General features: G+C 61.8%; 3 protein-coding genes. All 3 read right to left on the bottom strand.

Going from position 1 to position 2429, the window contains the following annotated elements; translation table 11 throughout:
• Positions 1 to 154 precede the first annotated feature (154 nt).
• From AC0TNJ_RS00045 to AC0TNJ_RS00035, 3 genes are read right to left on the bottom strand one after another with little or no spacing between them, the layout of a single operon-like run.
• Entirely contained in the window at positions 155 to 1216 is a 1062-nt protein-coding gene (locus tag AC0TNJ_RS00045) for a FecCD family ABC transporter permease (RefSeq protein ID WP_063881974.1), read from the bottom strand.
• Positions 1213 to 2265, bottom strand: a complete 1053-nt coding sequence (locus tag AC0TNJ_RS00040) for a FecCD family ABC transporter permease (protein WP_171053471.1) — start codon at positions 2263 to 2265, stop codon at positions 1213 to 1215. The genes AC0TNJ_RS00045 and AC0TNJ_RS00040 overlap by 4 nt, the downstream gene beginning before the upstream one ends.
• Positions 2262 to 2408, bottom strand: coding sequence for an SIP domain-containing protein (locus tag AC0TNJ_RS00035; protein ID WP_280514426.1), 147 nt, complete (start codon positions 2406 to 2408; stop codon positions 2262 to 2264). Before AC0TNJ_RS00035 ends, AC0TNJ_RS00040 begins: the two co-directional genes overlap by 4 nt.
• Positions 2409 to 2429 lie beyond the last annotated feature (21 nt).

Raw genomic sequence — 2429 nt, 5'->3', positions numbered from 1 at the left:
AGCAGCGTGGACTTGCCGCAGGCGTTCGGGCCGACGATCACGGTGAAGGAACCATCCGGGATCGAGACGGACAGGCCTCTGGAAATCGTCCGCTCGTCATAGCGCAGGGTTACGTTGTCGGCGTGAAGGCGACCAGACCGGAATTGAGAATGGGTCATTTACGGCCCTCCCGTATCAATAGCCAGATGAAGTAGAGACCGCCGATGCTGACCGTCATGACGCCGACGGGGAGCTGAACGCCGAACGCATGCTGTGCGGCCCAGTCAGCAGCAAGCAACAGAAGACCGCCCGTCAGCGCGGATGGAATGAGAGCGACACCGGCCGAGCGGGTCAGCCGCCTTGCGATCTGGGGTGCGGCGAGTGCGATGAAGGAGATCGGACCGGCAGCGGCGGTGACGATGGCCGTCAGCGCCACGCCAAGTACCATCAGCAAAAGCCGCGTGCCGTTGGCGTTGACACCGGACGCCCGTGCCATATCGTCGCCCATTTCGAGCTGACGCATCGGGCGTGAAAGCAAGAGGGTCAGCGGAGTAATAACGGCAAGGGCGCCCACAACCGGCACCATCTGCTCAAAGCCGAGACCGTTGAGGGAGCCGGCTCCCCAGATGGCGGCAGACATGGCCACCTGAAGATCTGCCTCGCGGATCATCCATGCGTTGAAGGCCGACAGCATCGCCGCCGCACCGATGCCGACGACAATCAGCCGAAAACCCTGCACGCCGCGCCGATAGGCCAGAAGATAAACGGCCATCGCCGTGACGATACCGCCGATCAGCGCGCCAGCCGCCGTCTCGTAATAACCGCCAGACAGCAGCAGGATGACCACGAGCGCGCCAGTATAGGAGCCTGCCGAGAAGCCTATGATATCCGGACTTCCAAGCGGATTACGCGTCAGCGACTGGAAGATCGCGCCGCTCATGGCAAGTGCTGCGCCGAGCAGGAAGGCTAGTGCAACACGCGGCAGACGCCATTCCACCACGATCATTCGCACCATGTCGTCGCCACGACCGATGAGAGCACCCAGCACGCCAATCAGAGGGACCGGATATTTGCCGCTTGATAGAGAAAGCGCGGCAACACCGAGCGAAAGAACCGCAAGCAAAAGGCCGATGAATATCGAAAGCCTATCCAACCGAACCGACAGGCGACCACCGAAGCGCCGCATGACATGCACGGAGCGGCCGAAATCGATATGGGACGGCGCTGACGTTCTCATAACCCACTCGCTTTCTTCCGCCGCGCCAGCAGGATCAGGACAGGCGCGCCGATGAAGGCGGTAACGATGCCCGCTTCCAGTTCGCCCGGAAATAGCACCAGACGTCCGGCAATATCGGCAGAAAGCAGCAGCACTGGCGCATAGATCATGGTCAATGGGATAATCCAGCGTTGATCCGGGCCGGTGAACCACCGCACCACATGCGGGACCATCAGGCCCACGAAGCCGATGGGGCCGGAAGCGGCGGTGCCGGCTCCAGCCAGAAGCGTGACTGCAATCAGTGTCAGTATCCGGGCGCGGAGAATGTTGGCACCCAGCGAACGAGCCAGATCGTCACCGAGCGCCACGGCGTTGAGAGAACGGGCGGCAATCAAAGCAATCACCAGCCCAATTCCGATGAACGGAGCGACCGTCGCCACGATCTCCATATTCCTGCCAGCAACGGATCCGATCGACCAGAACCGCATGGAATCGAAGGCCTGCGGATCGAGCAGCGTGATCGCGGAACCGATACCGCCAAGCACGGCCGACAGCGCGACGCCGGCCAGCACAAGACGAACGGGCGTTGCACCGTCACGGCCCGCCGCCCCGAGCGCGTAAACGGCAAGCGTCACAAGGATCGCGCCCAGAAAGGCGAACCACAAATAGGCATCAATCGAATGGAAGCCGAACAGGCCGACGGCCAGCGTCACGAAAAAGGCGGCTCCTGCATTGACGCCGAGAATGCCCGGATCGGCCAAAGGATTGCGCGTCGCGGCCTGTATCAGCGCGCCCGACACGCCGAAAGCCGCGCCGCAAAGCAGGCCGAGCAAGGTGCGCGGCAGGCGATAGTCACGAACCACTATGTGATCAATCAACTGCATATCGGGCGAGAACAACGCACCGAGCGCCGTCCATACTGAAATTGGTCGCGCACCGAACAGGAGGCTTGTGAGCGAAATAGCTACTAGCAAAGCCAGGCCGACTACGATTCCAGTCCATCGCGGCGTATGAGCGGCGCTAACGGTGTTCACGGTTTTGCGGACGGGAACAGGGACGGTCACGTTCACACTCGCGCCTGCCCTTCGATCCAGTAGCCGATGGCGTCGATGCGACGCTTGTCGAAACCAAGCACATCACGGAAATGCTTGCGGCAATCAGAAGCCGCCCGCGCCTCACCGGCGATGTAAATATAACCCGGACCTTCCGGCAGCTCCGTGATCGTGCGCGCAAT

This window comes from Ochrobactrum sp. PL_is483 (assembly GCF_055816855.1).
The sequence above is the reverse complement of the archived record's forward strand: the minus strand, read 5'-3'. Positions and strand labels throughout refer to the sequence as shown.